Origin of the sequence: Psychrobacter immobilis, assembly GCF_904846225.1 — a bacterium.
GTDB classification, from domain to species: domain Bacteria; phylum Pseudomonadota; class Gammaproteobacteria; order Pseudomonadales; family Moraxellaceae; genus Psychrobacter; species Psychrobacter immobilis_F.
This window is the reverse complement of the sequence record NZ_CAJGZJ010000001.1, coordinates 264,468-286,042: the sequence shown is the minus strand read 5'-3', so window position 1 is coordinate 286,042 and position 21,575 is coordinate 264,468. Positions and strand designations below refer to the sequence as shown.

The 21,575-nt window shown below is 41.7% G+C and carries 14 protein-coding genes and 1 pseudogene; 9 read left to right on the top strand and 6 right to left on the bottom strand.

The features are described from left to right. Nucleotides 1-124: 124 nt before the first annotated feature. From JMX48_RS01250 to JMX48_RS01240, 3 genes are all read right to left on the bottom strand, one after another. Nucleotides 125-2,284: a sensor histidine kinase gene (locus JMX48_RS01250; protein WP_201533398.1), complete on the bottom strand. Its 2,160-nt coding sequence runs from the start codon at nt 2,282-2,284 to the stop codon at nt 125-127. A gap of 24 nt (nt 2,285-2,308) precedes the next feature. Further along, entirely contained in the window at nt 2,309-3,031 is a 723-nt protein-coding gene (locus JMX48_RS01245; RefSeq protein WP_201533396.1) for a response regulator transcription factor, read from the bottom strand. Between the two features lie 291 nt (nt 3,032-3,322). Continuing rightward, the gene (locus JMX48_RS01240; protein WP_201533394.1) at nt 3,323-4,534 is read right to left on the bottom strand and encodes an efflux RND transporter periplasmic adaptor subunit; all 1,212 of its coding nucleotides are present in this window, start codon (nt 4,532-4,534) and stop codon (nt 3,323-3,325) included. Between the two features lie 665 nt (nt 4,535-5,199). On the opposite strand from JMX48_RS01240, the gene pilG reads away from it, so the two are divergent. The 9 genes and pseudogenes from pilG (at nt 5,200) to JMX48_RS01195 (ending at nt 18,821) form a co-directional block, all read left to right on the top strand. Next, nucleotides 5,200-5,577: a twitching motility response regulator PilG gene (gene pilG / locus JMX48_RS01235; protein WP_201533392.1), complete on the top strand. Its 378-nt coding sequence runs from the start codon at nt 5,200-5,202 to the stop codon at nt 5,575-5,577. Between the two features lie 267 nt (nt 5,578-5,844). Beyond that, complete coding sequence (locus JMX48_RS01230) at nt 5,845-6,207, top strand: response regulator (protein WP_201533391.1); 363 nt, start codon at nt 5,845-5,847, stop codon at nt 6,205-6,207. A gap of 3 nt (nt 6,208-6,210) precedes the next feature. Then, on the top strand, nt 6,211-6,741 hold the full coding sequence (locus tag JMX48_RS01225; protein ID WP_201533390.1) for a chemotaxis protein CheW: 531 nt from the start codon (nt 6,211-6,213) through the stop codon (nt 6,739-6,741). Between the two features lie 526 nt (nt 6,742-7,267). Beyond that, nucleotides 7,268-8,341, top strand: a pseudogene (locus tag JMX48_RS01220) (methyl-accepting chemotaxis protein); the annotation flags it as partial. Between the two features lie 351 nt (nt 8,342-8,692). Beyond that, entirely contained in the window at nt 8,693-9,640 is a 948-nt protein-coding gene (locus JMX48_RS01215) for a CheR family methyltransferase (protein ID WP_201533388.1), read from the top strand. Between the two features lie 30 nt (nt 9,641-9,670). After that, the gene (locus JMX48_RS01210; protein ID WP_201533387.1) at nt 9,671-16,648 is read left to right on the top strand and encodes an Hpt domain-containing protein; all 6,978 of its coding nucleotides are present in this window, start codon (nt 9,671-9,673) and stop codon (nt 16,646-16,648) included. After that, nucleotides 16,638-17,642: a chemotaxis protein CheB gene (locus JMX48_RS01205; RefSeq protein WP_201533386.1), complete on the top strand. Its 1,005-nt coding sequence runs from the start codon at nt 16,638-16,640 to the stop codon at nt 17,640-17,642. The genes JMX48_RS01210 and JMX48_RS01205 overlap by 11 nt, the downstream gene beginning before the upstream one ends. Before the next feature lie 17 nt (nt 17,643-17,659). Further along, nucleotides 17,660-18,157: a hypothetical protein gene (locus JMX48_RS01200; RefSeq protein WP_201533384.1), complete on the top strand. Its 498-nt coding sequence runs from the start codon at nt 17,660-17,662 to the stop codon at nt 18,155-18,157. Between the two features lie 136 nt (nt 18,158-18,293). Then, nucleotides 18,294-18,821 (top strand): cytochrome b, encoded by a 528-nt coding sequence (locus JMX48_RS01195; RefSeq protein WP_201533382.1) that lies wholly within the window; start codon nt 18,294-18,296, stop codon nt 18,819-18,821. Between the two features lie 218 nt (nt 18,822-19,039). Here the strand turns inward: JMX48_RS01195 and minE are convergent, their stop codons facing one another. The 3 genes from minE to minC form a co-directional block, all read right to left on the bottom strand. Continuing rightward, complete coding sequence (gene minE / locus JMX48_RS01190) at nt 19,040-19,330, bottom strand: cell division topological specificity factor MinE (RefSeq protein ID WP_201533380.1); 291 nt, start codon at nt 19,328-19,330, stop codon at nt 19,040-19,042. 2 nt (nt 19,331-19,332) lie between these two features. Next, entirely contained in the window at nt 19,333-20,145 is an 813-nt protein-coding gene (gene minD / locus JMX48_RS01185) for a septum site-determining protein MinD (protein ID WP_201533378.1), read from the bottom strand. A gap of 573 nt (nt 20,146-20,718) precedes the next feature. Further along, on the bottom strand, nt 20,719-21,552 hold the full coding sequence (gene minC / locus JMX48_RS01180) for a septum site-determining protein MinC (RefSeq protein WP_201533376.1): 834 nt from the start codon (nt 21,550-21,552) through the stop codon (nt 20,719-20,721). Nucleotides 21,553-21,575 lie beyond the last annotated feature (23 nt).

Genomic DNA, 21,575 nt, shown 5'->3' with positions numbered 1-21,575 from the left:
TTATCAAGCACTTTGGATATGCAGATCCGTGACCCGCTTATGACTAATAGCTATTAGAGAAAATGATTATATTGAATGGAAATTGCGAGGATAACTAAAAGGATACGCCTTAGAACATAGCTTTTTAATCGTACTGATTATAATGAGGGTCGTGTTTGATGGGTATAACGACTAAAAATCTAGTATGACCATTTATAGTATCGGTGCTGATGCGGCCTTGATGAGCGGTGACAATTTGTGAAACCAAAGATAAACCCAAACCAGAGCCTTTGTTCTTTTGCTGCAAACGTACAAATGGGCTAAAGACTTCTTCGCGTTTGTCTTCAGGAATTCCTGTGCCTTCATCGATCACTGCTAACACTGCATATTTTGGCAGTGGGCGTACGGGTTCGGCTTTGGATTTTTTTAGATGTTTGGAAAATAAGCTTTCTTTGCGCGGTGTACCAGTCGTCTCACTGTCATTTTGAACACCGTTTTTACTATCCTTTTTGATGACAGTTGAACCAACATCTGCTTTATCAGCAGTGTGCGTCTCGTTATCGATACTGCTACTCTTTTCTACATCTTTGGAAGTCGCATTCGCCTTGCTATCAGTCGCCTTGCTGTTAGCAGCGACCTTATTAGGGTCAATGGCTTCAGAAACCGATTTAGACTCAGGGACGGCCTTCCAAATGACCTTTTTAATTCTGTCAGTCAAATCATTGGTAAAGCTATAATAGTTAGCAAGCAATGATGAGTCAGTAGTGGTTTTAGGTATGTCGCTACTGTTTGTTGAGCTTGTCACAGTGCCTAAATTGATTTGAGCGGTAGATTCTGTCGCAGGCACACTGGTTTCAATGCTATCGACATCAGTATCTATATTTGTATCGGGATTGGCATCGCTATCGACAGTAATATTTTCGCCGTTTTGATAGATATCGGGGGCTGGCAATATGACCATCGTATCAACTGTTTCAGATTTAACCTTATCAGTAGTGATGGATGAATCGTTTAGATTTGAGGTGCTCTGCATTGTTTCTTCGTTGACATCAATCAGCTCATCATAAGACTCAAAATCAGAACTATTATAATCAATAAAGCTGCTACAGAGCACCGTTTGTAACAGATAGTCAGGTACGGCATCTGCTTCCTCAACAGTCTGAACGCCATACAACAATACGGTCACTGGGGGTTTACCGTGCAGCATAGCATTGGTCAATAAGTTACGAATTAAATGGGTCAGCATCGCTGACTGCCCATCAATCACGAGGTGCTCACCAATCAATGTGGCTTCAGGATAATGTTGACGTTCTTGATTGACTAGATCATACAAGTCTAAGCTCTCAATTTGCTGTAAAGCATGACCCGCATCTAGACGGCTGACCAATAAGATGCTCTCTACCAAATCATTGAGCCCTGATAAGTCGCGATTAATGGCGTGCGCGCGTTTATCAAATTTTGCTTTGGTATCAGATGGCAGAGCGCCAGTTAGCATATCCATCATCTCAATCTGTAAGCGAATACGAGTGATGGGCGTGCGTAGCTCATGAGACGCATGTGCCAGTAATAAATTATTGGCATCAATCAGGTGTTCGATTTTTTGTGCTGCTTGGTTAAAGCCACGGGCTAATGAGGCAATCTCATCATTACCATGAGCATTCACGCGTACCGTAAAGTCGCCATCACCCAATTGCGTCATTTGCTGGCTCATCTGATTGATACGCCAAGTAATGGTACGAGCAATCCACCACAGTACACCCGCCATAATAAGTAGGAGTAGTAGCGTACCTGTAAATAAATTGAGTGCGGCAGAGAGTACAGGTTTTTTGGGAGGCAAGCGCGACTCATACAAGAGTGTGTAGCCAGTGCTACTATATACTTGGGCTTGCTTGGTAGGGGAGGTGTCTGCAAATGAAGGAAAAACGCGTGAAAATAGAGAAGGAGGTGCTGGTAGTACTAAGGGTAAGTCACTATTGTCAGTTTGCATGAGTAAATGACCTTCGCTGTCATATAATCCCATTTTTGCCTGTAATGATTCATCAAAGATATCAAAACTTTTCTTGACCACTGCTAGCATAAAGCGTGACTGTAAACGACTGTCTTTACTAATAGAGATATTAAGCTCATGCAAAAATGGGTCTATTTGACCCAAAATCTGTGTGGCTAATACTTCTGAGCGAATACCCGCATCTTTATCATGCACAAGTTGCGTCAGTAGTACCATAGCGACGGCAAATAAGATAAGTGCCAGCATGACGCTGGCAAATAGCTTGGCAAAGACGGAACGAAATCCTAACTGCTGCATTAAACCATCTCTATTATCAGACGCTTATACCTGATCGGTTGCAAATTGATAGCCAACGCCGCGCACGGTAATAATACGTTTTGGCTGGCGTGGATTGTCTTCGATCAAAGCACGTAAACGTGAAATATGAACGTCAATCGCGCGATCGATGTTGTCGGAGCTGTCGTCGTTTGGCATGGCTTGCCAAAGTTGCTCGCGGTTCAGTACTTTACCAGAATGAGTGGCAAAATAATGCAATAGTTGAAACTGATGCGTCGTCAAACGTACTGCTTCATCATCGATAGTCACTTCATGGCTATCAGGGAATACGCTCAAACGACCGAAAGTCAAGCTGTCTGATTGGCTGTCCGCTTGATTGGGTTGCTCGTGTCGACGAATAACCGCACGGATGCGAGCGAGAAGCTCACGTGGCTCAAAAGGTTTAGAGATATAGTCATCAGCACCCATCTCAAGACCCAATACGCGATCCGTTGTGTCGCCTTTCGCGGTTAGCATGATGATCGGCACTTTATTGGTCATGTTATTTTTGTTGCCGCGAATTTTTTGACATACTTGCATACCGTCCATGTCAGGCAGCATCAAATCAAGCACGACCAAATCAATATCACGCTCTTTGGTGTCCAATAAGTCAAGCCCTTCCTGACCAAGTCCTGCATGATGTACATCATAATAATTCATCGTCAGGTAGTCGCTGATTAACTCAGCTAAATCTGGATCATCTTCAATCAATAGAATTTGCTTGCTCATGGTTTTGTCCTTTAGTTGTTGTTATGGTTTAAAAAAAATCTCATGTGTGTTGATATTTCAATCATGATAACTACATTAATGACCTTAGCTTCTCAAATATTTAAGATATCAAGCCTCTGAGCCTTAAAGTGCTCGCTAAAAGTTTTTAAGCTATTTAGCGATTTAAGGTCAAATGATACAAGTACTCGGTTACCGCTATATATGATATAGACATATTGCCTAATTAGGCTGTTACAAAGCAAGATAACCTTTGTTAATGTTTCTACGCAATGTAACTGTCATCGCTGATTACTATGAAACAATAACTTTTTTGCCTTTAGAATCAACAGGTAAATCAGCCAAACAAATCAAGGTATCATTACTGATACCCGCAATTAAATATTGCTGCGTCGTTGGATTGTATTCAACTACCTCAATCGGTCGCTCTTTCAAACGCTGATCTTGCCCAATAATCCATACATTGGCGGTCAAAGGTCTGAGCGGCTTATATGGTGGCATTCTTAATTCTGTTAAGTCAACATCATGGAGCGCGCGCTCGGGCACAATAGTACCCACATCTATTTGACCGTAGTTGACGCGTCCCGTCACCTTCGTATCTGACAATAATTTGCCGCGATTTACCTTATTGTCAATCACCTCTACATAGACTAAGAGTTTTTTAGGCTGACGGGTTACGGTGAGTTTACTGACCTGACCCGTAAAGTTGTCTGATATACCTTGAGCCGTAAAATTAACCGTTTGGCCAATCGAAAGCTGAGGTTTCGCTTGAATAGGCAGCGTGGCGATAAAGTACAGTTTAGACTCATCGCTAAGATGTAATAACCGCGTCTGAGCCGCTAGCTTTTGTCCTGCTGCTACTTCTATATTTTCTACTCGCCCTGAAAAACTGGCCCGCACTGTCGCCAAGTTATATAGTGGTTTTGAGTCTGCTGCGCTATCGGTACTAGTTGCCACATTACTGTTAGTTGCCACATTACTGCTAGGATCGACGTTAGCATTTTCTACAGATGGCTTTGCTTTTGATAGCTCTTTGCTATCCGATGTGGATTGAGCGGAGTTTGGGCTGGTGTCTGGTTGATCTTTCTGTTTGGCATCAACCGTCAACTCACTCTCTTGGGTAGAACTTCCTGATTGTGGAGATACGCTGTCTTCTGTATCCAAACGTCGAACAATGAGTAAAGGCATCCCTTTTTCTACCCATTGACCCTCACTGACCAGTATTTTTTCGACAGTAATAGGATGTGCTGAAATGAGCTCAGTTTTTTTAACAGGTTCGATACTACCCTGCAAGCCAAGGCTTGGCTGATAACGTGAAGGCTTTATGCTCAATATATGATCAGGTGCCATGGTTACACTATCATTAGTAATGATAAGTGGCGTCTCTGCGGCTGCGCTGTTTTCAGCCTCTATGGGCTCATCGGTAGGCGGGGATGGCTGACAGGCAACAAGTAGCAAAGCACTTAGCAAATAGGTGCTGTTTTTTAAAAATTTAGAAAGAGTCATAGCAGGCACCATAGTAATCGTTGTTTTATTATATAGTGAATTATAACGAGGTGGAACGACTGCCTATTACTTACTATTCCTACCTATTCCTACAAAAATAAAGTTTTAATAGGAATGATTGGTAGCAAACATAGCCAAGCGTGATTAGTAATATTACTAGACAGTACAAATATTGATAGGTTAATCGCTGGAAAAGAATCGATAACTGTGCTAAAACACACATAATTATACACTTTTATTACAAAGTAGAATTATTCAGTAATGTGCGCTTTGTTTCTATATAATGCAGAAATATCATAAATTTAATGACATTTCTGAGTTGAGTTTTTGGCGGATACTTTCATGATCCATGGCAGAACGTACTAAAACAAATAATATTACCGTTAGCGGTAATAAAAACGTAAGCGTTCGTCCAAAAAGCCCTAAAAATCAGGTTCAATTTAGTAAGCTTATGAATAATAAAGTGCGTATAGTAACTTATGTTGACGCCGTGTTTGATAGGTAGATACTGACAGATGATCCGTTCGCTGTCATCACTTATGGCAATGCAAGCTTAGCCGTTGGTATCAATCACATAATAAGTGATATGACAGGTTGAAGTGACAGTTAAAATTTTGTATTGATGGATAGTATTACGAACAAATAGTCGTTTATAGGACAATATAATGGAAAATAATTTTGATGGCTTAAAAGTGATGGTGATTGACGACTCAAAAACCATCCGCCGTACTGCAGAAACTTTGTTGCAAAAAGCAGGTTGTGAAGTAGTAACTGCGATTGACGGTTTTGATGCGTTAGCAAAAATCGTCGATAACAACCCAGATATTATTTTTGTTGACGTCATGATGCCACGTTTAGATGGCTATCAGACTTGTGCGCTGATAAAAAACAACCCTGATTATGCCAATAAGCCAGTGATTATGCTGTCGTCTAAAGATGGTTTGTTTGACAAAGCAAGAGGTCGCATTGTTGGTTCTGATGAGTATTTGACAAAACCGTTCAGTAAAGATGAGCTATTTGATGCCATTAATCAGTATCGCTAGCAGGAATATCTGTAAAAGTATGGCTAAACTCAAACTTGCAAGCTTAGGTAGTTGATGCGTATTTATACAGATTAGCGTACAAGGTAAATGTCATCATTCGGTAAGATTGCTAATTTCAGTAACATTACTGACAATGGCCTAGTATTTAAGCATAACTGTGAATAAAGTCACGCTACCATTGCTTTTGGACGTGTCGTTTTCATACGGTTTTTCTCAACTATCTATCAATATGCTCTCATTGATATTTTCAAAATAAAGGAAATTCTTATGACTACTGTCTTAGTCATTGATGATTCGCCATCTGAAATGGCAAAGTTTCGCGACATGCTTGCTCGACATAACTTTAAAGTATTAGAGGCGATGAATGGCGAGCAAGGCTGTCAGATGGCAGCTGATCACTTACCCGATGTTATCCTAATGGATATAGTCATGCCTGAAATGAATGGCTTTCAAGCCACTCGAAAAATAACGCGCGGCAAAACCACCGCCCATATTCCTGTGATCATGATCAGTACCAAGAACCAAGAAACAGATAAAGTATGGGGTAAGCGTCAAGGTGCTAAAGAATATATGACTAAGCCAATTAATGAAAATGAATTGGTCAACATTATTCAAAAAGTAATGGGGTAGCTTGTGGCTTCTAAAGGGTTCATTGAGCTGCTGCGTTTGGCAGATTTGGCACGCGCGCGCAAAAGTGGCCGCCGCGGTGGAAAAGAGTACGATTGGCAAGGTGTGGTATTTGAGATTGGTGGCCAACGATTGGTTGCGCCTATGGGTCAGGTATCAGAAGTGCTCGCCATGCCAGAATATACAAGCTTACCTTTAGTAAAGCCTTGGATGTTAGGTATCGCCAATATCCGTGGACGCTTATTGCCCATTACAGATTTGTCTCAGTTTTTACAGGTTCCTAGCCGCTTAGCACAACTGAGTCAGCGTAAAGTTATGGTCATTGATCATGGCAATTTCTTTTCAGGATTGCTAGTCGATCAAGTGATTGGTATTGAACAATTCACTCACGATCAATACCGCGCAGAAGCTATCGAGCCTAATTCGCCTTTTGCCCCTTATAATCACGGTAAGTTTTTAAAAAATGAGCAGGAGTGGTATGTTTTTATGCCAAGCTTACTCACGCAAGATCTACAGTATATAGATGCTGCGATATAGTTTTTGGTAATAAATACTGGTTTGTGAAGTAACGACAGACTAGTAACGACAGCATAATAGCGACTGACACAGTACGGTTGGATGTCAGCATTCATACAGGCTTTGCTAATCATTGTTTCGATAACAATAAGATTGTCAAAGTCAGTCACGAGAAGACTTTGATGATTGTTTGGAAGGAATACGCAAGATGAGTGATGTTATAAAAAAACCGGTAGCTGCTATGACAAAAAAAACAGATGACAAAAATCTTAACAAAACATGGAATTTGTTATTAGGATTTTTTGTTTTATTAAGTGTGGCGTGTGCGGTTTGGCTGATTAACTCAGTATCATCGGTGAGCCAAGACTTCGCCAACTTCAATGAATCGATTGTTCTACCAGCAGTTATATTTGTAGTCGCTACACTCGGTATTATTTTTGCTTTGTACCAGCTACTGAAACAGAAGGGTGGCTCAGAGCGATTCATTATTGAGAAAGAAACCCTACGTCGTCGCCAAGAAGCAGAAACAGAATCTGAGCGTGCGCGTCAAATTCAAGAAGAAAACGAGCGTAACCAGATTGCTATTCTACGTTTGCTTGATGAGTTAGGGGATTTGGCAGAAGGTGATTTGACGGTGAATGCAACTGTATCAGAAGATTTTACTGGGGCGATTGCTGACTCAGTGAACTTTGCAATTGACCAACTGCGTCAGTTGGTATTGGTTATTAACAACACGGCCGACCGCGTTTCGCAATCATCAGAGCAAACACAGATGAATGCTATTGAACTTGCTGAAGCATCTGAGCATCAAGCGCAGGAAATCGCTGGTGTGTCAGCAGCTATCAATGAGATGACGATGTCGATCGACCAAGTTTCAAACAACGCTTCAGAGTCGGCGACAGTTGCCCAGCGTTCAGTGGCTATTTCTTACAATGGAGCAGAGGTTGTACAGCGCTCTATTGAGGGCATGAACGTTATTCGTGATCAAATTCAAGAGACCTCCAAGCGTATCAAACGCCTTGGCGAGTCATCGCAAGAAATTGGAGATATCGTTGGTTTGATTAATGATATTGCTGATCAGACTAACGTGTTGGCATTGAACGCTGCTATTCAAGCATCGATGGCTGGTGAAGCGGGGCGAGGTTTTGCGGTTGTTGCCGATGAGGTTCAACGCCTTGCTGAGCGCTCTGCTAATGCGACCAAACAGATTGAAACATTGGTAAAAACGATTCAGGCAGATACCAACGAAGCGGTCATGTCGATGGAGTCTACAACCTCGGAAGTTATACGTGGTGCGCGTTTGGCGAAAGATGCTGGTGAAGCACTAGAAGAGGTACAGAATGTTTCTAATACGTTGGCTGATTTGATTCAAAACATCTCAAACGCAGCAATGCAGCAGGCTGAATCTGCTGGACACATCTCTCATACCATGAATATTATTCAAGACATTACTTCACAAACATCATCCGGTACGATGGCCACAGCACGCTCTATTGGCGAGCTAAGCGAAATGGCCGCAGCACTACAAGAATCAGTGACTGGTTTTAAAGTAACGGATGATGAGCTATTAGATAATGGCATGCTAAATAATGATAAATTATTGTCAGAAAGCGCTTATTAATAAATCTCAGCGCTCCTTAAATAATGAATCGCTTATAACCTCTCATTAATACGCGAATAAAAATACGGTACGAGTAGTGATGATGTGCTGCAATCATAATAGCAGGTGACGTGAATAATTTTACTCAACTAGGGCATGTCATCAATTAGCACACTTAATCATTTAGTGGTCTTGAAATGGCTAAATTTTGCTAAACATCGTCAAATAACTGGTGAATATCTCGATATTACCTGCATTATTTTCCTTGTTTAACTGCCATTTATCTCATTTTAAGCCTCACAATCTAAATGATGACACGCCCTAGATGGCAATCCAGTTAAGACAATCAAAACTCCTTTGGTTACAGATTTTATGCAAGAAGACAATATTGATGTGCAGCACTGGCAACGGTATATAGAGCAAGAGACTGGTTTTGTTCTACCAAATATCCAGCTGCAGTGGTTGAGAAATGCAATTTATCATACAGCCTTATCGCATGGGATAACCGCTAAAAGTTTATGGCATCAGCTACCAAGTAATGAGGATTTACGTCAGCAATTGTTAGATAACATACTCATTCATGAAAGTCGTTTCTTTCGCCACATGCCGTCTGTAGATTTTGTCACAAAGTACGCGCAGCAGCATCAGCTAACAGCCAATACTGACATGAGTAATGACAATATTGCTAATAACAGTATTGCTAATGACATTAGTAACGATGGCGTTAATGACGATGGTGCTAATAAGTTATTTCGTATTTGGAGCGTTGGTTGCGCAAGTGGGCAGGAGCCTTGGTCACTGGCGATGAGCTTGTCATCGGAGCAACTGACAAATTATACGATATTGGCTACAGATGTCAGCCAACAAGCCATTTTAAAAGCACGACTAGGACAGTATGATAAGCGCCAGCAGCTATTCATGCCACAACGTTATCAGCAGTTTGTTCGGCCACTAAAAGCTGAAAGTGTGATCGATAAATCGAATCTTTATGATTCATATACGGCAAAAGAAGCGGTCACTGGTACTCAGGTTCATTGGCAAATTGCGCCAATCTTGCGGCCATATGTTCGCTTCGCTTTACATAATATTATTGAAAAAAGACCACCCACTTCGCATCTTCAGCATGTGATTATCTGTCAAAATATGCTGCTATATTTTCGTAAGTTTGATCAACGCGATATTTTAGCGCGGCTATCAGAACAGTGCATGTTGGGTGGGTATATTATATTGGCTCCAGGTGAGGCGTTATTTTGGCGTCCTTCGAATATGCGCCGTATTGCGCACCCACAGGTTAATGTGTGGCAAAAAATAAATGCCTAAATTAGTGCCTAGACGAGTTAGGATAAATCTATGAAAAACCAGCCCAATGACATAGTGCCGCTTGAGTGGTTATTACCACTGTTTAATCAGCAATTATCACAGGTATCTGATGGCTGGCAATTAGATGCTGATAGCACTAATTATGAGCAGATGATGCAGAGTTACCATCAAGTTAGCGGCGCACTCACCATGATCCGCCTTCCGTTGCTAGCAAGCCTTACCAATAATCTGAGCTTGCTGGCAGAAGCAGGTAGCCGTGATGGCGTTTCTACTTATCACCGCCGTATCGGGCAGTTTTCTCATCGTTTGCTACAACGTGAGCTAAATCAATACGCGCTTACAAATAGCTGTCATACTTCTTTGATTCGTAAAGCGACTGACGAGCTTACTCACCTATTGTCAAGACTGGGTGCAGCGGCACAATTATCTGCAAGTTCTATCGGTAGTCAGCATGAGCACTCATACAGTAACGATATCGATGACGGTACTATCAGCGACAGTATTATCGATAATATCGAGGTAATAATACCAACAAATAGAGTTGCCACTCATTTGACGGATCATCACTATCGACAGTTATTACTGGTTTGGCGACAGAAAGTACAAGAGCTACTGATTGCCAATACTAATCAATCTTCTTTACTGAAAGTATTAGATAGGGTCAGCCAATACTTGTGGCAAACCACTCAGGATGATGATTTACAACGCCTTTGGTACTTAACCGAATTGTGGCTAAAAGACATCCCTCATAACGACACACCCCTTCCTGAACATTATGCAGCACTTTTGAGTCAGCTTGAGCAAGTAATAGAGTCTTGTGTTCAACAATCTGGGCTGCCATCAAATTTTATTAGATACTTAACTATAAGGGTCTACATCGATTTAGAGGGTCTGGCAAAACATAGCGAACGCACTCAATCTATACTGCATGATTTATCGCCCACGATGACAGCTCGTTTCTTGCCGCGCATGCTGAGTGAGCTCGAAACAGTTATTTTTAATCTAGATAAGCCCGATACACTTTTAAACCCTTTACAGAAAATAAAACGTCAACTTGAAGGGCGAGGCTGGACATATTATGTGTCGCAAGTCGAGTCAATCGTGACGGATATAGAATATGCTTTATCATCAAGCGAAGGCTTTATACCAGAGCAGAGGCAGATTGAGCACAAACTGCAAGAGCTATATAGCGCTATTTATAATACCGAGCAGGCAATATCTCTTAAGATAGGAGAGTCCGGATTTTTTGCTACATTGTCTGAAGCGCTCGATAATGTTGGTGCGCCACTGGATGACAATCATGCGACTGCCTCTACGGTTAAAGATTGGCGTGAGTTGCGTATTGCGGTAGAAGAAGTAAAGCAAAGTTTCAACGATTATATACAGCGCCAAGACATTCATCTGTTACCAACGGCTGCAGATTTTACCAAAATTAGTAATAATTTTGCGGATATGGGTTTGTCAGAAGTTAGTCAAACCATAAACGATATGGCCAGCGTATTTACGCAATTGGTAACTCATAAGGTTGAAGCACTCAGCTGGAATATCACTCAAGCAGTGGCTGAAGCATTAACCTCTCTTGAGTTGTTATTAGATTGTCTTGCGCAGCAGGTTTTTGATCAAAAATTATTAACACAGGCAAATGAATACACTGCTAAAGCCGCACAGCTTCTTACTACTTATATCGAAGCACCAGAGACGATTAACGATACTTTTTTGGCGCAAAAGCCAGCAGCAAATGTAGTTCGTTACGATGATAGTGGTGAAATTGCACCTGCTAGTGACCAGCCTTTTAACGCTCAAGTTTCAACCGATGCAAATGTAGATAATGAGACGACGTCGGAGCAAAATATTGCTGACATGAGTAGCCACACTATTGATAATGTTACAGAAAGTGCGGTGTTAACACGCGCTCGTGAACAAGTTAAGCCTGATAGTTTTGAGATGGATGCAGATATTCGTGAGATCTTTATTGACGAGGTGACGGATGTAATCGGTGATCTAGAAGACTTCTTGCCTATTTGGCAGCAGGATTCTCAGGATTTAACCCCGCTAACAGAAGTGCGCCGAAATTTTCATACCCTAAAAGGCTCAGGCCGTATGGTCAGTGCTTTTAGCATTAGCGAGATGGCGTGGGCAATCGAAAACTTACTGAATCGTCTCTTAGATAAGACCTTACCTGTTACAGATGATGTGGTAAATTTAGTAATAGAAACAACCAAACGTTTACCAGTAATGATTACGGATTTTGAAGCGCAACGACCCCCAAGTTTGGATCCTGCGATAACCATTGTACAAAGTCAGAACTTAATGACGAATCAGCCTATCAATGCTGGGCTAACCCAACCTGAGCCTACAACAACCAAAACTGCAACAGTGTTTGAGATAGATGGTTTTGACGTAGAAAGCAGCACAGAATTAGAAACAACAAACGCAATGCTTGACGACGCTGAGTCATTAGACGGTCTCGACACTATTAATTATGAGTCCAACGAGACAAGTGATAATAGTGAAAAGAAAGAGATATCGGTATTGTCATTTAGTTTAGAGATTCCAGCGGTACTTATTCCTTTTATGGCGGAGACCGAGCAACTACCTGCTGATGCAGACGATGCAGACCCTGATATTAAAGAGATATTTATAGAAGAGGCCAATGAGGTATTGGCTGAAATCGTCCCTTTATATGAGGTTTGGCGACTGTCATCAACCGATTTAAGTGAACTGAAGGATATTCGTCGTGGGTTTCATACCTTAAAAGGCTCAGGTCGTATGGTAGGCGCTCATTATACGGCTGAGTTGGCGTGGTCTATAGAAGACATGCTGAATCGCATTTTGGATCATAGTATTACTGCCTCAGCAGATATCTGTCGGCTCATTACCGATGTATTGGCTGCTTATCCTGCGATGCTAACGGTATTTGAAAATAACCGTCAAAATTATCCAGCTATGGTGCCATTATGGATTACCTGTGCTAAGGGATATAGTAAGCAGCAAGGTGATAAATTTAGCTACATCGCCTTGTATACGCAAGCAGTAAATAGGTCTGAGTATGAGTCAAATCATGGTTTAGTAACGTCTTCCGATTCAAGTGAGACGACTAATTTTGATGATAGTCACGAAGAGGTCGACATTACGCTGCAGCTCATTAACTCTGTCAATGACATGATAGCAGAAGCTCCGATTCTCTTAGCGCCTCAAACCGAACAAGAAAAAGAATTTTTTGAGATTTTTATCGAAGAAGCAGAAGGCTTGTTACAAGATATTGATCAGTTTGTTGATGAGCATCAAGACCAGCTTCATGTTGAAGTAACCGATGAGATTGTGCGGGCTTTTCATACGTTGAGAGGGGCATCTGGTTCTAGTGCTTTGGTTGCTATCAGCGAAGTCAGCGCAACCATAGAGCATAGCTTGGAGGTGCTACAACAACAAGACACTACCATGAATGCTCAACATTTAGAGGCATTAGCCACGTCTGCTACGCTGATAGATGGTTATCTGAATAATTACAAACAAAACATTCAGCCACAAGACCTATCAATGGAAGAGACGCAAAGCCAACAAGATGTAGCATCGTTGCAAGCCATGCTGGGTGAGCAATCTATTACTAGTGATGGTCATATAATAGCTGATAGCAAACCGACGATAGAACAGTTATTAGATAATAATATTGATGAATTACTGGATGCCGAATGGGAATTGGATGATGCGCTTAATAGCACTGAGGCAGGGCGTGTTAAGAGCTATATAGCGCAGCAAATTTTACAAATACAATATTTGGCCAATAAAGCACAAAAATTTCCGAAATTCACTGCCATTCTCAATGAGTTGGGCAATGCTTATAAGTACTTGCAGGGCAATCCTAGTAAGGCGAGGGATACAGATGTTCAAGCCGTATTGCATGCTGGCCATGCTCAACTCGTTGGTTTGTTTGATGCATTGGCTGGTAGTACCTCATTAAAAATAGACAAACAAGTTCTCGAAGATTTGCAAAGTATTTATCAAGAGGATGATGGTCGCAATGAGAAAGGCTTTATCGTTCGAGCTGTGCCAGCCGCTAAGCTGCAATTTGAGTCTATCGACACGGATGCTGAGCTATTAGAAATATTTTTAGAAGAAGCTCAAGAGCTTGATGCTGCGTTAGACGAGAGTTTTAATAAATGGCGTGCTGATATAACCAATATTAATGCGTTGAAAGTCTTGCAGCGTCATCTGCATACTATTAAAGGTGGCGCGCGGATGGCTGGTATTCGTAGTATTGGCGATCTGACTCACGAAGCCGAAAGCGTCTATGAAGCATTTGTAGATAACAAAAGAGTGCCGACAGCGCAGTGGTTAGAGATTATGCAGATGGTGCAAGACACAATGTCATTGCAAATCATGCATATCGTGAATTATAAAAAATCGTTTTTTACCTCAGAGCTTATTGAGCAGCTACAACAGCTTGAAAAGGCAAAATCGTTACCAGAAACGGTAGAGCTGGTCATACCAGTGCCGAGCAAATATTTCGAACCTGATACTCAAAGCATTGCGACTGAAAACAGGTCTAATGAAAATACTGATAGTAGCGATGAAGTAACAGATTCCTTAAGCTTAAGCACGATGATTAAACAATCATGGGCGGATAGTTTACCTGACTCTGATATCTTAGCCGTGTTTTTAGAAGAAGCAGAAGAGCTTACCCATCGTAATAAATATCTGCCTGTATTCTTAAAAGACACGAGTAATATCACCGTGCTACAAGCGCTTCAGCATGATTTGCATACCATCAAAGGTGGTGCGCGAATGGTTGCGGCCACGGGTGTCGCCGATCTGGCTCATGAGATGGAGTCCGTTTATGGTGACTTTGTGGCTGGCCGCCGTCCTGTTACCAAAAAAGTCTTAGAGCTACTAGTAGTAAGTCATGACTGGCTTGCTGACGCAGTATCTATCCTTAGACAGAATATCAATCCGCCCACACCTACATTATTAATTGAGGCGTTACAACAATTTGGCAAAAATCCTGAGAGCTTAAAACACGTACCCAAAGAGTCGCTACAAGCCGAGCGTGAGGCGATCCTTGTTGCAAAAGAACAGCAAGACTCACAATATCTGGCAAAAGATATTAGTGAAATGCCTTCTATGCTTAGCAGTATGGCTGAAGAAGATCAGAGTGCCAGTAACAATGAGATGATTCGTATTTCAGGGGGTGTGATTGAACATATGATCAACTTATCTGGCGAATCAGCCATTAACCGTGCTCGCATAGATATGGGTATCAGTAGCTTGACTAGTAGTATCGAAGATATGGGAACGACGGTACAGCGATTGGCCGATCAGTTACGCCGTATGGAAATCGAGCTTGAAGCGCAGATTTTATCGCAAATAGATGATGAGTTGATTACTAATGAAGATTTTGACCCTCTAGAAATGGATCAATACTCTTCTTTAAATCAGCTATCAAAATCTTTGACAGAATCGGCATCAGATTTGGTAGATATTAACCATACATTGTTAGAAAAAACACGTGATAGTGAAAGTCTTTTATTGCAGCTATCGCGAACGCAAACAGAATTGCAAGACGGTCTGATGAATTCGCGTATGGTACCATTTACGCGTTTGACCCCGCGTCTTGAGCGTATCGTGCGTCAGACTGCCAATGAACTTAACAAGTCTGTTGAACTAAAGATTATCAACGCTGATGATGAGATGGATAGAACCATCCTAGAGCGCATTACGTCACCACTTGAGCATATGCTTCGTAACGCGGTCGATCACGGTATCGAAAACACGTCAACACGTCTAAAAGCAGGCAAGGAGCGTAGTGGCCATATTACTCTCGAAGTAAACCGTGAGGGTAGTGAGATTGTCATTGAGCTGATAGATGATGGACGCGGAATCGATGTAGAGGCAGTACGTCACAAAGCCATCTCACAAGGTCTTATTGACGCAGATGATACGAGTCTAACCGATCTAGATATCATGCAATACATCTTTAATGCTGGATTAAGTACCAGTAAACAAGTGACGCAGATTTCTGGACGCGGCGTGGGCATGGACGTGGTTATTAGCGAGATTCGTCAATTAGGTGGCGTTGTATCGGTTGTCTCAGAGCTAGGTAAGGGATCGCACTTTACAATGCGCCTGCCACTGACTGTGGCGGTATCTGATGCGTTGGTTGTGCGTGCAGCAGATCGTTATTATGCTATACCATTGGTACAAATCGAGCGTGTGGTTCGTGTTAATCCAGAAAAGCTGTATGACTATTATCAGTCAGATGAGGCAACATTAAGCTTTGAAGACGTTGATTATCGGGTGCGTTATTTAAATGAGATTCTATCAGGCAATAAACTGAACGAGCTTGTCGTCAACACCAATACCAGCTTACCGCTCATTCTTATTAAGAATCGTACTGGACACAATATTGCTTTACAGGTAGATCAAATTGCAGGATCGCGCATCGAAGTGGTTGTAAAACCCTTAGGTCAACAGCTATCACATATTCCTGGTATTTCTGCAGCGACTATCATGGGTGATGGTTCGGTCATGCTTATCCTAGATTTGATTGCTTTAATGCGTAATGCACAGCTAGGCAAAAATTTATCCAAGTCGGTTGATGTTAAACGAGGACGTATAGAGTCGAAAGCCACTATATTGGTCGTCGATGACTCAGTCACTGTACGTAAAGTGACGTCACGTTTCTTGGAGCGCCAAGGGTTTAAGGTGGCTGTTGCAAAAGATGGGATCGATGCGATTGAGGTATTACAAGACATGACACCAGACATGATCTTGTTAGATATTGAAATGCCACGTATGGATGGTTTTGAGGTAGCTACTCAAGTTAGGTACAATAAGCGCTTGAAGCATATTCCAATCATCATGATTACGTCACGTACTGGAGAGAAGCATCGTGAGCGTGCGCTAGAGATTGGCGTGAACGACTATATGGGTAAGCCATTCCAAGAACAAGAGTTGCTGAACAAAATCCAGAGCATACTGGGTAAAGAGGTCAGCCTCACTCATGAAGGATAATGCACGCATTTTAGCATTGAAAGCAAAAAACAAAGACGATATTAAGGTGATGGTCATTGCAGAAGATCATCATCAGCGTATGGCTTTTTCGGATACGGTACGTAGTTGTGGGTTTACCCTTGTTGGCTGTATGTCACGAGCACAATTGCAAAGAAAAACTGATTTGGCTGATGCAGTGATTGATATCTGGCTGATAGACAGTGACTATGATGATGACATGATTGCCGCGACGACTACTTCTAAACCAGCCGCCGTGTTGATAGGTTTTAGTCAAGCACCTTATCTCAATGAAGCATGGCAATACGCCAAATGGCAGCGTAAATTGACACGTAAATTTGCGGACATATTTGCGTTGCCGATCTTAATAGATACTCCCGCTCAAAACAATGATAAAAATGAGACGAATTGGCGCTACGTGGTATTTTTAGGCGCTTCTATGGGTGGACCTAGCGCCATAAAAGAATTTTTGGATAACTTATCGCCCACGCTACCAGTTTGTATCTTATTGGCTCATCATTTTAACCAAACCATGATTGGCACGTTGCCGCGCATACTTAACCGTCATAATGATTGGCATTGTCAGGTTATTACCTATTCGCAGCGATTACGTGTCGGTCAGTGTCTCATAGCACCCATCGATAAACAGATTGTCTGTGATTCGACAGGTCGGATAATATTATTAGAGCAAGCTTGGAGTGGTGAATATAAGCCCTCTATTGGTCAGATCCTCAAAAATACCAGCGATGTTTATGGTAATGAGTTGATCAATATTATATTTTCAGGTATGGGTCATGATGGTTCACAACACTTGGACCTCATTCAAGGTAATAACAGTCAACTGTGGGCGCAAGATCCAAGCTTGAGTGCTTGCTCGAGCCAGCCTCAGGCTATCATTGATTCAGGCTATTGCAGTTTTATCGGTAGTCCAGTGGATCTAGCAAAAAAACTGACGGATTATATTGGTGAAAGGGCAAAGGCAGCCTCTTCACATTAACTTATTGTGAGCAATGTATGAAACAAATTTTGAAACATTCGTTTGAGGCAGTAAGCTTACTGACTACGAACAAAGGTATGCTTGATGTGACTATTGTTCCAGCATTTAATCAACCCGATTGGATCATTCCAAGCAGCCTGATTTTGAGTGTGGATAACTACGAGGAGCGTACGTCCACTTATCATTGGCAGCAACATGAGGTGGTGGTATTCCATCTACTGCAAGAGGATGAGCTGCCTGATAAGATAATTGTGTTAGAAGGTAATACCTCAGATCACCGTTTGGCATTGCAAACGGCAGGCGAGCTAAGGCAATTACAAGTTCGTATTTCTGAGGTCAAAGATATTGAACTTACTGAGCAAGTAAATAATACAGAAATCGATGAAACAGTAATACCTATTAACGAAAACGTTATGCTATCCTATCTTTTTCAGACAGTTATGATCAATAATACCGCTTATTTAGTGCCGGATTTAGATAAAATCGCGCATCAGTTAATTGACTTGGACAGCTAGATTCTCGCCTACGTTTGGGTTTTTCTATAAAGATGTTGGCCCGTAAATTCGATTATTTTTAATCGCTGAATGAGTCGCCGTTTTGTTCATAACATTGATTATATATGACTAATATTGATATTTAATAAGGCAGCGAATGAGTAATATAGATTCAAACATATCAAAGTGGCCCGTCAGTAGCCGCATATTTCACTGGATTAGCGCGCTTTTATTACTGATCACGTGGATAATGATGTTGTTGCATGAAAATCTTGATAGCAACCTTTATATCGGACTGCATAAATCGTTTGGTATCAGCTTGCTGTGCTGGATGATAGCACGGGTGATTAACCGCGTAGTGACTAAAGCGCCGCCATCGGTAACCATGCCGAAGTGGCAACAGTTATTATCACAATTGTCGCATTTTGGGCTATATGCTCTATTAATTGCAATGCCAATGGCGGGCTTGTTGATGTCGGTCTACGGCGGTCGACCTGTTGATATTTTTGGCTTGTTCCAAATTCCTGTTTTTGTCACGCCAGATCGGGGTTTGGCACGCTTTTATAATAATTTGCATACCAATATTATTTGGCCAACCATTATTGCGTTTACGCTTATTCATATTGGCGCGGCTTTATACCATCAGTTTGTCAAAAAAGACAATTTAATAGCACGGATGAAATAATTAGTTTTACTTGCTTGCTGTGCCGTTGCTGTTTGATGCGGCGCAAAACTTATTTCAGTAGCACTTTTTTATAGTGAATCGATTATATCCGATAAGAAAAGTGTGACGACTTCAATAATGGCAGGCTAGAGCAAACCACAAAAAAGCCTTAAGTAGGATACTTAAGGCTTTTTAGATGAGCGACAAAAGAGTTAATCGATAGAATGGCTTTTATCACATTACTTTTTGTGCTCAGGTAAACTGATATTCATCTCTAATACATCTAGGCTATCCTCAGAACGATGATTGATATTGACATCATCTATCTGCACACCATTGACGTATTTATTGACCACTTCTAATATTTCACGTTTCATCTTTTCGATACGGTCAGCAGTTAAGCGATTGTTTAAGCGATTTTCGCTAGCCACAATTACTTTAAGCCGTTCAGTAGCCAAATTGGCGCTACCTGAACTACTACTGTCATCAGTACCAAATAGGCTACTCCAAAATCCTTTTTTCTTAGTCATCATTAACCCCCAAACCAGCGCTGTAATAAACTCTTTTTCTTCACGTCAATATGACGTAGCGGACGCTCTTCGCCTAAGAAACGGGCGACGATGTCATCGTAACATTGACCAGCAACAGAGTCGGTATAGTGAATGACTGGCTCGCCATGGTTAGATGCTTCAAGAACCGAATGGCTTTCAGGAACAACACCAAGTAGTGGAACTTTCAAGATATCGTTAGAGATCGTATCGATATCCATCATCTCATTAGCCGCAGCACGTTCAGCATTATAACGAGTAATAATCAAATGCTCGCGAACAGAGCCTTGACCTTCTTCGACCTTCTTAGTTTGGCTCTGTAAAATACCAATAATACGATCAGAGTCACGTACTGAAGAAATCTCAGGATTGGTGACGATAATCGCCTCATCAGCGTGATACATGGCCAACTGTGCGCCGCGCTCGATACCTGCTGGTGAGTCACAGATAATATAATCGAACTGCTTGGACAGCTCATCCATTACCTCTGCCACACCGTCATCCGTCAATGCGTCTTTATCGCGTGTTTGACTGGCAGGTAAGATGTACAAGTTTTCAAGCTGTTTGTCTTTGACAAGTGCTTGCGACAAGCGTGCATTACCGGTGATGACATCAACAAAATCATAAACGATTCGGTTCTCACAGCCCATGATTAAGTCTAGATTACGTAGACCCACATCAAAATCGATAACGACTGTCTTATAGCCACGCAACGCCAAACCAGCAGCAAAAGAGGCACTTGTCGTGGTTTTACCCACACCGCCTTTACCTGAAGTGATCACAACTATCTTCGCCACAATGGCACACTCCTATGAATCAATGGGATATCTTTTAATATGAATAATGAATAGCGCAAACGTATATTATCCACCTACTGTACATGCACTACCTGCGAAGGTAGCCTAGCATAAATAAATAAAAATTTATAGCAAGTCTATACTAGGGCGTGTCCTCATTTTAAAAATGGTCATAAAAATGAGATAAATTGCCGTCAAACGAGGAAAGTAGCGCAAATAATATCGAGATATTAATCAGCTATTTGACAATGTTTGGCAAAATTTAACCATTTTTAGCCCATTTAGATACAATCGCTTGAATTGAGGATACATCCTAAAGCAGAAAAACAGCCTATATATGGGTGATAAGGCTTTACGATATAAAATTTATTTACTAATACTGCCTTTTTGAATAATAAAATAGACGCTAATGCATAAGGTGAATAGTGGCAGAGCCATGGATTCATCATAGAGCATTTTTGTTAAATAAACTTACTATAGTAATGAATGAAGTCATTTAATCAGCCTTCAGCGCAGTCTTTCTATTTTTCTAAAAACCACTTGAACGTTTATGGCTGTTAATACGATAGCAGTCTATGCGTTATCCATCACAGTAAATACCAAGCCTTCGCCTTCTATAAATCTTACTTGTACCGATTTATCAATCACATGCTCGGGTAAGTTATCTCGCAAGCAATAAGTGCCAGCGACTGAAACCAATGAAGGATTGAAAACCTGACAAAAAATACGGGCGTCTTTGTCACCCGTTGCACCAGCAACCAAGCGACCTTGGGCACGACCATAAACATGCAAGCTATTGTCAGTAATAGCTTCGGCTCCGCTATTGACACTGTTGGTCAGGATTAAGTCGCCACCTACGTGGTTAAGGCTTTGTCCTGAGCGTAACATTTGATCATAAAATAGGCTAGTAATATGCTCAGCGCTTATCAATGTCTCTGCAGTGACCGTAGATATCGTCGTTTCAGTCGCTGTCTCGCTGATAGCAGTGGCATTATTATGGTCATCATTGCTGGCAGAGTCTGTGCCATTAGTATTTACTGCTTTGCTGACTTGAGCCGCCGTTTTTTTGCTGGGTAAAATACGCTCGATACGTTTGCCGTCAGCAGGAAATATAGCCAAGCGCTGTGCACGTGCTTGCACATCTAGTGTCCCTGTTACCACGCCGATAGGCTGTAAACCCCATGACCATAACAATTCTATCAGGGCTGGTAGGTCTTGCTCCACTTCGCTATCGATGAGGATAGGAATGTTGCTCGATTTGTTACTCAGCGTTTCAGCAAGCTGGGCTTCAATAGCACCCAAATCATCTGTGCTGAACTGTACTCGTGAAAAGGTCAGCATTTTGCCATAAAATGCTAACGCTGGTGCGGCGCTTGCAGTCTGGTTGTCTTTATCTGAAACTGTCATATATAAATCCTCAAAAGATAATC

Coding starts and splice junctions, on each gene's coding strand:
- JMX48_RS01245 (WP_201533396.1), bottom strand. CDS start 3,031: ATGAGCAAGCAAATTCTATTGATTGAAGATGATCCAGATTTAGCTGAG.
- pilG (WP_201533392.1), top strand. CDS start 5,200: ATGGAAAATAATTTTGATGGCTTAAAAGTGATGGTGATTGACGACTCA.
- JMX48_RS01230 (WP_201533391.1), top strand. CDS start 5,845: ATGACTACTGTCTTAGTCATTGATGATTCGCCATCTGAAATGGCAAAG.
- JMX48_RS01200 (WP_201533384.1), top strand. CDS start 17,660: ATGAAACAAATTTTGAAACATTCGTTTGAGGCAGTAAGCTTACTGACT.
- JMX48_RS01250 (WP_201533398.1), bottom strand. CDS start 2,284: ATGCAGCAGTTAGGATTTCGTTCCGTCTTTGCCAAGCTATTTGCCAGC.
- minE (WP_201533380.1), bottom strand. CDS start 19,330: ATGACTAAGAAAAAAGGATTTTGGAGTAGCCTATTTGGTACTGATGAC.
- JMX48_RS01205 (WP_201533386.1), top strand. CDS start 16,638: ATGAAGGATAATGCACGCATTTTAGCATTGAAAGCAAAAAACAAAGAC.
- JMX48_RS01215 (WP_201533388.1), top strand. CDS start 8,693: ATGCAAGAAGACAATATTGATGTGCAGCACTGGCAACGGTATATAGAG.
- JMX48_RS01195 (WP_201533382.1), top strand. CDS start 18,294: ATGAGTAATATAGATTCAAACATATCAAAGTGGCCCGTCAGTAGCCGC.
- JMX48_RS01210 (WP_201533387.1), top strand. CDS start 9,671: ATGAAAAACCAGCCCAATGACATAGTGCCGCTTGAGTGGTTATTACCA.
- JMX48_RS01240 (WP_201533394.1), bottom strand. CDS start 4,534: ATGACTCTTTCTAAATTTTTAAAAAACAGCACCTATTTGCTAAGTGCT.
- minC (WP_201533376.1), bottom strand. CDS start 21,552: ATGACAGTTTCAGATAAAGACAACCAGACTGCAAGCGCCGCACCAGCG.